General features: G+C 66.3%; 6 protein-coding genes. 2 read left to right on the forward strand and 4 right to left on the reverse strand.

Annotated features, from left to right (window positions below; genetic code table 11):
* The first annotated feature begins 604 nt into the window (after positions 1-604).
* Complete coding sequence (locus E3T50_RS00100; protein ID WP_166784159.1) at positions 605-1,855, forward strand: low temperature requirement protein A; 1,251 nt, start codon at positions 605-607, stop codon at positions 1,853-1,855.
* Between the two features lie 129 nt (positions 1,856-1,984).
* Entirely contained in the window at positions 1,985-2,362 is a 378-nt protein-coding gene (locus tag E3T50_RS00105; RefSeq protein ID WP_174844705.1) for a DUF7882 family protein, read from the forward strand.
* A gap of 128 nt (positions 2,363-2,490) precedes the next feature.
* Here E3T50_RS00105 and paaZ read toward each other — a convergent pair whose 3' ends face one another.
* The 4 genes from paaZ to E3T50_RS00125 form a co-directional block, all read right to left on the reverse strand.
* Positions 2,491-4,599, reverse strand: a complete 2,109-nt coding sequence (paaZ, locus tag E3T50_RS00110; protein WP_134550054.1) for a phenylacetic acid degradation bifunctional protein PaaZ — start codon at positions 4,597-4,599, stop codon at positions 2,491-2,493.
* A 56-nt stretch (positions 4,600-4,655) separates the two neighbouring features.
* Positions 4,656-5,549 carry a 3-hydroxyacyl-CoA dehydrogenase family protein gene (locus E3T50_RS00115; protein WP_134550056.1) on the reverse strand — a complete coding sequence of 298 codons (894 nt, stop codon included), beginning with the start codon at positions 5,547-5,549 and terminating at the stop codon, positions 4,656-4,658.
* Positions 5,549-6,733, reverse strand: coding sequence for a thiolase family protein (locus tag E3T50_RS00120; protein ID WP_134550055.1), 1,185 nt, complete (start codon positions 6,731-6,733; stop codon positions 5,549-5,551). Before E3T50_RS00120 ends, E3T50_RS00115 begins: the two co-directional genes overlap by 1 nt.
* 166 nt (positions 6,734-6,899) lie before the next feature.
* A partial coding sequence (locus E3T50_RS00125) for a DEAD/DEAH box helicase (RefSeq protein WP_241990670.1) occupies positions 6,900-8,548 on the reverse strand: 1,649 nt, incomplete at its 5' end.

Genomic DNA, 8,548 nt, shown 5'->3' on the forward strand with positions numbered 1-8,548 from the left:
TTGAGTTCTCAAGGATCGGACGCACCCGACTTCAGGCCCTACTGGGCTGTCGCTCCGGGGCAACTTGTCTAACTTACCCACCCGGCCAGTCCCTGTCAAATCGGCCACACCCAGCAATTCCCGGCCCCAAAAAGACACCACAAACACTCGGACAACACGACTCAACCAGCAACACACACCCGGTGGAGGCTTACAATCCTAGCCCAACACCAGAGAACTTGAAACAAGAACCCAACATTGATCTGACTAGAAGACGGTCCCACGTGAGGCCGAAAAGCACTGCGGCTTTCCGCACCTTTGGGGTACGTATAGATACATTACGGTCCCCCAGCCCACCCGTCAAAACGCCCCCCACCCGGGCGTGTCGCACCCCCAGCAACCACCCNGCCCCCCCCGCCAACACAAACCGGCCCGCGCAGGCCCGGCGGTAGAACGGCAACCCAGCCCACGATTGATCACACGCCCAGCCGCCCGACCTCCGCCCGGAGCCTCAGGGATAAGGCAAGGCCACGACAGAAGACGCACCCTCCCCGGAACAAGCGTCCGAACCGCAAATGGGTGGAAATAGATGGGCGAATGCCGGGGTGCCGGGCAGACTGGGGGCGTGAGCCGATCAGAGAAACCGACGCAGCAGTATCCGCTTGAGCATCGCAGGTGGATTCTGCGCCTCGGCTTTCGACGCAGCCTCCTGCGGCCGGAGGATTCCGAACGCAGTGATCGGGTCACCTATATCGAGTTGTTCTTCGATCTCATCTTTGTTTTCGCGCTCACCCAGCTGTCACGGTACCTGTATGCCAACCAGTCCTGGGCCGGTGCGCTGGAGTCGATCATTCTCGTGCTCGCTCTGTGGTGGCTGTGGGTCTACACGACCTGGGTGACGAACTGGCTCGACCCGGCCAAGCTTCCAGTGCGCGGCGTCGTTATCGGGCTCTCCCTCATCGGCCTTGTGATCAGCACGTCGATCTACGATTCGTTCGGCGATCAAGGGCTGGTTTTCGCCATCGCCTACGTTGCCCTTCAACTGGGTCGCACCGTCTTCATGGTGCTCGCTCTGGCCCGGCATGATCCGGCTCTGCACGCGACCTTCCTGCGTATTCTGCTGTGGCTCTCAGTCGCGAGCGTGTTCTGGATTGTCGGGGCCCTTATGCCCCTGTCGGTCCGGCTGCCGGCCTGGCTGATCGCACTGGCTATCGAATACGGCTCGGCGAGCCTCGGGTTTCGCATTCCAGGGCTGAAGGCTCCGGGCATTGATGACTGGGATGTCTCCGGACCCCACATCGCGGAGCGCAGCGCCCTGTTCGTGATTATCGCCGTCGGTGAGTCCTTTCTGGTGACCGGGTTTGCATTTGTCGATCAGGAGGCATCCACTCTCGGGATCTTCGGGTTGTTCCTCGCCTTTGTGAACGGGGTGGCGATGTGGTGGCTTTACTTCGATCACGGGGAGCAGGCCGGGAGCAAGTCGATTTCAGCATCGAGTGAGCCCGGCCGCATTGCGCGGCTGGCATATACCTATGTGCACGCAATCATCATCGCGGGGATCGTACTGACCTCGGTCGCCGACAAGTCGGTGCTCGAACACCCTGAGGACGCCATGACGCTTCCAGTTGCCGTCACCATCGTTGGCGGGCCGCTGTTCTATCTGGTGGGGCTGCTGCTCTTTCGCTGGATTGTCACGCGCACCGTGCTCGCATCGCACTTTATCGGGGTCGCGCTGCTCGCTGTGGCCGGTACGGCATCCGCGGTCATGACTCCACTCGGGCTGGGGGCGGCGACCTCGTTCATTCTGGTCACCGTCGCGGCGTGGGAAACGGTTGCGCGCGTCCGCGCCGGCACGACCGACGACGACGCCGGCTAAGCGAATGCCGGTGCTTGGCGCAGACCGGCGGATGCAGGAGCAGGTGGGGACGTTGGCCTCTAGTGCGCCCTGAACACATCCGAGATACTGGATATCGGCGGTACCGCTGACTCGATCAGAAAGGCAATCATGGGTTCTCTCACGTATGACCGCGTCGTTGTGGAGATCGAAGATCGCACCCTCGCGCACCTGCAACTCGTGATCGTGCAGAAACTGAGACGGGGTGAAAGTTTTCTGCTGTCCTGGCAGGATGCCGCGGGGGCCGGTTCCGGTCGCAGCTCGATCTGGCTGAACCCAGCGATCCCGCTGTATTTCAAGTACGCCGGCGGGCACGCCGCCGCGATCAACCGGCAGTGGATCGAGGACCTCAGCCGCTTAGCCAACAGCGCTCAGGGACTCGCCATCGTCAGCGAGGCCGATTCGCTGCCCGTCACCACTCTTGCAGGGCGACCGAAGACGACAATCGACGCTCGAACGGCCGTTCGCACCGACACCGCGATGGTCTAAACCCGTCGCTTAGACACTGCCGTCAGCAGAGCACGATGGTGTTCTGGACGGCGATGGCAGGTCAATCGGGACCAATTCGAGTGCACAGAAACTGCCGTCAAATCTTCGCCCCTGGTTGGTCAGGTTCATCAGCGGGCCCGCACGGTGCGCGAGCCCGCTTCTCGAATGTGACCGGCCCCGTGCTTCGCGACCAGGGTCAGCACGTCGTAGGACGCGACGAGTTCATCGTTTTGATTGGTCAGCACGGCATCCCAGCGCACCTCGCCGTACTCGTCGGTTTCACGCGGCGTGATCTGCTTCGCGGTGAGCGCGACGCGGATGCTGTCACCGGGCGAGACCGGCGTCACAAACCGCAGGTTCTCGAGGCCGGAGTTCGCCAGCACCGGCCCGGGGGCCGGATCGACGAACAGGCCGGCGGCCCAGGAGACCAGCAGGTAGCCGTGCGCCACCCGGCCCGGGAAGAACGGGTTGGCCGCGGCCGCCGCTTCGTCCATGTGGGCGTAGAAGGTATCCCCGGTGAACTGGGCAAAGGTCTCGATGTCCTCGAGGGTCACCGTGCGGGAGTCCGACTTGATCTGATCGCCGATCACGAGCTCAGCAAGACTCTTTCTGAACGGATGCGTGCCGCCGGCCTGTGCAGGCGCGCCCTGGTGCCAGATTCCGGTGATGGCCGTGAGCATCTCGGGCGAACCCTGGATGGCGGTGCGCTGCATGTGGTGCAGTACTGCACGGATGCCGCCGAGCTCTTCACCGCCGCCGGCCCGGCCGGGGCCGCCGTGCACGAGCTGCGGTACCGGCGAACCGTGCCCGGTTGAGGTGCGTGCGTCGTCGCGGTCGAGCACGAGCACGCGGCCGTTGAAGGCGGAGATTCCAGTCATCAGGGTGACGGCAACCTCGGGGTCGTGCGTGGCAATGCTGGTCACGAGCGACCCGCCGCCACGGCGCACCAGGGCGATTGCCTCATCGAGGGTGTCGTAGCCGAGCACGCTGGAGACCGGGCCGAAGGCTTCAACCTCGTGCACGGCGGCGACCGAAGCGTCGTCAAAGCGCAGCAAAAGTGGCTCGACAAAGGCGCCGTCGGGAGCAACGGCGGTCGTGCCGTCCGCGTGCAACACGGCCGGGGCATCCGTGCTGCCGACGACCAGATCGCCGCCGGCAGCCTGCAGGCGGCCCACCTGCTTGAGCACTTCGAGGCGCTGCGCTGTCGACGCGAGCGGACCCATGGTAACGCCCTCGGCGCGGGGGTCGCCGAGCACGACGCGTTCGCTAAGACGAGCCTGCACCGCCGCGACGACGTCGTCCATGGCCGCACGCGGCACGATAACGCGGCGAATGGCGGTGCACTTCTGGCCGGCCTTGACCGTCATCTCGGCGACGACCTGCTTGACGAACGCATCGAATTCGGGCGTGCCGGTGGCGGCATCCGTTCCGAGAATCGACGCGTTGATCGAATCGGTCTCGTTGGTGAAACGCACTCTCCCGGTCTGCACCGAGTCGCTCGCACGCAGCTTCTCGGCGGTGGAGGCCGATCCGGTGAAGGCGACGAGGTCGCCGAGGCGCACGTCGTCGAACAGGGTCGGCACACTGCCGGAGACGAGCTGCAGCGAACCCTCCGGCAGCAGGCCGGAGTCGGCGAGGATGCGCACGAACGCCTCGGCGAGGTACCCGGAGGGTGTCGCGGGCTTGACCACGGTGGGCACGCCGGCCAGGAAGGCCGGCGCGAACTTCTCGAGGGCGCCCCAGACCGGAAAGTTGAACGCGTTGATCTGCACGGCAACACCGGGCAGGCGCGAGTAGATGTGGCGGGCGATGAAGGACCCGTCCTTGGAGAGCTGCTCGACCGGCCCGTCAACGTAGACGCGGGCATTCGGCAGCTCCCGGCGGCCCTTCGAGGAGTAGCTGAACAGCACGCCGATGCCGCCGTCGATGTCGATCCAGGAGTCCACCGTGGTGGCGCCGGTGCGGCTCGACAGCGCGTACAGCTCCGGCTTGCGCTCGGTCAGCAGCAGTGCCATCTGCTTGAGCAGGACGGCACGCTGGTGAAAGGTGAGCTCGCCGAGCTTCCGTTGGCCGACCGTGCGCGCGTAGTCGAGCGCCGCGGCGAGATCGAGGCCCTGCGTGCTGACACGGGTGACGACCTCACCGGTCGAGGCGTCACAGACGTCGGCAGCGAAGGCATCTTCGTCGGGTGGCGTCCACCAGGCGCCCTGCACGTAGCTGGGCAGAATGGTCGTCATGGGGCCTCCTTTGTGGTGCGTGCGCGGTGCGAGCGGGGCCGCGGTGCGGGCGGGCATCAGGATTCGTCCCAGCGGTAGAAGCCCTGGCCGGACTTGCGGCCCAGCTTGCCCTCGCCGACGAGCCTGCGCAGCAGCGCCGGCGGTTCGAAGCGAGCACCGAGTTGCTGGTGCAGGTACTCGGCGATACCGAGACGCACATCGAGACCGACCAGGTCGGTCAGCTCCAACGGCCCCACCGGATGCTTGTAGCCGAGCATCATCGCGGCATCAATATCCGAGGCGCTCGCGACGCCCTCCTCGAGCATGCGGATGGCCTCGAGTCCGAGAGCCACTCCCAGCCGAGAGGAGGCGAAGCCGGGCGCATCGCTGACGGTAATCGGTGTCTTGCCGAGCGCAGACACCCAGTTCCGGGCATCCGCTACCAGTTCGGGCGAGGTGGCGCTGCCGGTGACGAGTTCGACCAGGTTCGAGGCGGGCACGGGGTTGAAGAAGTGCAGGCCGAGAAAGCGCGCCGGGCGCTGAAGCTCATCGGCGAGGTCGTTGATCGAGATCGACGAGGTGTTGCTGGCGAGGGCCGCGTCGTCGGCTAGCTGCACCTCGACCTTTTGCAGGGCGTCGACCTTGAGTGCGCGCACCTCGGGAACGGCCTCGACGACGAGTTCCCGGTCGCGGAACAGACCGAAATCGGCGCCGACGGCGAGACGAGCTTCCAGTTCCGGGCGGGTCTCGCCGGTTGCACCGCGGGTAATGCTCGCCTCGACGGCGCGCAGCACGCGTTCGCGGGCGGCCGTCGCCTCGGTGTTGTTGCGTTCGACGAGTGTCACGTGGGCTCCGGCCAGCAGGAACGCGTGCGCAATTCCGGCGCCCATGCGCCCGCCGCCGAGCACGCCGACCCGGGCGGGGACCCCCGACTCTCCACGATCACCGAGCTCAAGTTCAGACGCAGACATCACACCCGCTCCAAAATGAGGGCCGAGCCCTGGCCGACACCAACGCACATGGTGGCGAGGCCGTGCTGGGCGTTTTCCCGCTCCATGCGGGCGAGCAGGGTGACGACGAGGCGCGCTCCACTCGATCCGAGCGGATGCCCCAGCGCGATAGCGCCACCGCTACGGTTGACGGTCTCGTCGTCGAGGCCGAGGCGGCGGATGCACGCGATCGACTGGGTGGCGAAAGCTTCGTTGAGTTCGATCGCCCCGAGGTCGGCGATGGTCAGCCCGCTGCGGTCGAGGGCACGCTGGGTGGCAGCGACCGGGCCGAGGCCCATGATCTCCGGGGCCAGCCCAACACTCGCTCCGACCACGATGCGGGCCCGCGGCGTGAGGCCGTGACGTCTCACGGCTTCACCGCTCGCCACGAGAATCGCCGAGGCACCATCGTTGAGCGAACTCGCGTTGCCGGCCGTGACGATAGAGCCGCCGGCAACGATTGGGCGCAGGGCGGCGAGTCCCCCGAGGCTGGTGTCGCGGCGCAGGCCCTCGTCGACGAGCACCTCGCCCATTTGGGTGGGAACGCCGACGATCTCCTCGACGAAATGGCCGGCGTCAATCGCGGCGGCGGCGCGCTGGTGGCTGCGAAGGGCGAAGGCATCCGCTTCTGAACGGGTGATTCCGTCGAGCCGGGCGACCTCTTCAGCCGTCTCCGACATGGAAAAGGTGGCCTTGTCCCGGGCCGCGAGTTTAGGATTCACGAAGCGCCAGCCGATGGAGGTGTCGAACTGGGCGCCGGGCTTGGCCCAGGCACGATCGGGTTTGCCCTGCACCCAGGGGGCGCGGGTCATCGATTCGACGCCACCGGCGACGCACAGATCAGCATCACCGGCACGGATGGCCTGCGCGGCCATGGTGATCGCCGACATTCCGGAGGCACAGAGCCGGTTGACGGTGATGCCCGGCACGTGGTCGGGCAGTCCGGCGAGCAGCCCGGCCATGCGGGCGACGTTGCGGTTGTCTTCTCCGGCCTGGGTGGCGGCGCCGAAGATGATCTCTTCGATCAGGCCCGGGTCGATACCGGCGCGGCGCACGGCCTCGCCGACGACGAGCGCGGCGAGGTCATCGGGACGAACTGTGGCCAACATGCCGCCGTACCGGCCAACGGGGGTGCGTGCTCCTCCAACGAGGTAGGCCTCGGCCATATTCTCTCCTGACGACGGTATCTGCGTGCGCGTGCGGGAACGACGAATAAGCTACCGATCGTTCGGGAAGTAATTCTGGCAGATTCGGGTGGGTTCACACAACCCGCGCGGCACGCAAAAGGGGCACCCGCCGAACGGCGGGTGCCCCTTTACAGATCAACGAATGCTAGATATTGGCCAGTTCGCGCACAGCTGCGTCACCGGGGGTGGCGGAGGTGTAGCTTGCATCGATCTCGGCACGGTCGAGCAGCTCGTCCATGCGGCGCTTGCGCTGCTTGGGAATGAGTGTCACGACGGTTCCGGTCTTGCCGGCACGGCCGGTGCGTCCCGCGCGGTGGAGGTACGTCTTGTACTCGTCGGGGGCGTCGGCCTGGATGACCAGGTCGATGTCGTCGACGTGGATTCCGCGAGCGGCGACATCCGTTGCGACGAGCACGTTGACCCGGCCGCTCGTGAGCATCTGCAGGTTGCGAGTGCGACGAGCCTGGTTGAGGTCACCGTGCAGGCTCGTTGCCTTGACGCCGGCATCCTCGAGCTGGTCGGCGAGCTGCTCAGCGTAGGCGCGGGTGCGACTGAAGATGAGCGTTTTGCCGTCGCGGTTGACGAGCTCTTCAATGATGCGACCCTTGTCGCGGTGCTCGATGACGAGCACGCGGTGGTCGATCGTGGAGGAGGACTGGTCCTCACCGGCGACCTCGTGCACGGCCGGGTTGGTCAGGAATTCCTTGACCAGCGAGGCGACGCCCTTGTCGAGGGTGGCGGAGAAGAGCAGCTTCTGGCCGCCGGCTTTGGTCTGGCGCAGGATGCGCTGGACCGGCTCAAGGAACCCGAGGTCGCACATGTAGTCGGCCTCGTCAAGCACGGTGACGACGACTTCGGACAGGTCGAGACGACCCTGGTCGATGAGGTCTTCAATGCGGCCGGCGGTGCCGATGATGATATCCACGCCGCGCTGGAGGGCGCTGACCTGGCGGTACTGGGGAACGCCTCCATAGATCTGGGTGGTGAACAGGCCGACGCTGCGGGCAATGGGCTGCACGGTCCGGTCGATCTGCAGCGCGAGCTCACGGGTCGGGGCCAGGATGAGCGCGCGAGGCTTGCGGGCCATCTTGCGGTCCTTGGCGCCGTTGTTCTCCATGAGCTTCTCCACCAGGGGAGCGCCGAAGGCGATGGTCTTGCCGGATCCGGTCTTGCCGCGGCCGAGCACATCGCGCCCGGCGAGCACGTCGGGGATGGTCGCAGCCTGGATCGGGAAGGGCGACGGAGCGCCGAGGGCGGCAAGCTCACGCACGATGTTCTCGCCGAGGCCCAGGTCACCGAAGGTCACACCGACGACATCGGATGCCGTCGTCGCGATGGCTTCGAGACGCTCGAGCACGACGTCGTCGCCACCGGCGAAGCTGGGCTTGGCACCGTTTTCGCTGCGTTTCGGGTAGAACTTGCTGTCGCCATCGTCGGAACGGCTGGGACGGTCGTTACCGAAATCGCGACGGGGCGGCCGGTCGTCGTTGGAGCGACGCGGCGCGCGGTCTTCGAAGCTGCGCGGTGCGCGGTCACCATAGGACGGACGCTCGGTGCGGGCCGGACGGTCATTGTTGTAGGCCGGACGGTCGGTGCGCGGCGCACTGCTGCGGTCGCCGTAGGAGGGGCGCTCGGTGCGCGGCGCACTGCTGCGGTCGCCGTAGGAGGGGCGCTCGGTGCGCGGCGCACTGCTGCGGTCACCGTAGGACGGACGCTCGGTGCGGGCCGGACGGTCATTGTTGTAGGCCGGACGATCGGTGCGCGGCGCACGGTCACTGTAGGACGGACGCTCGG

The sequence above is a fragment of the Cryobacterium gelidum genome, assembly GCF_004403985.1.
GTDB lineage: Bacteria > Actinomycetota > Actinomycetes > Actinomycetales > Microbacteriaceae > Cryobacterium > Cryobacterium gelidum.

Bases quoted from the DNA above. Each gene is read 5' to 3' on its own strand.
- E3T50_RS00105 (WP_174844705.1), top strand. From the start codon at position 1,985: ATGGGTTCTCTCACGTATGACCGCGTCGTTGTGGAGATCGAAGATCGC.
- paaZ (WP_134550054.1), bottom strand. From the start codon at position 4,599: ATGACGACCATTCTGCCCAGCTACGTGCAGGGCGCCTGGTGGACGCCA.
- E3T50_RS00115 (WP_134550056.1), bottom strand. From the start codon at position 5,549: ATGTCTGCGTCTGAACTTGAGCTCGGTGATCGTGGAGAGTCGGGGGTC.
- E3T50_RS00120 (WP_134550055.1), bottom strand. From the start codon at position 6,733: ATGGCCGAGGCCTACCTCGTTGGAGGAGCACGCACCCCCGTTGGCCGG.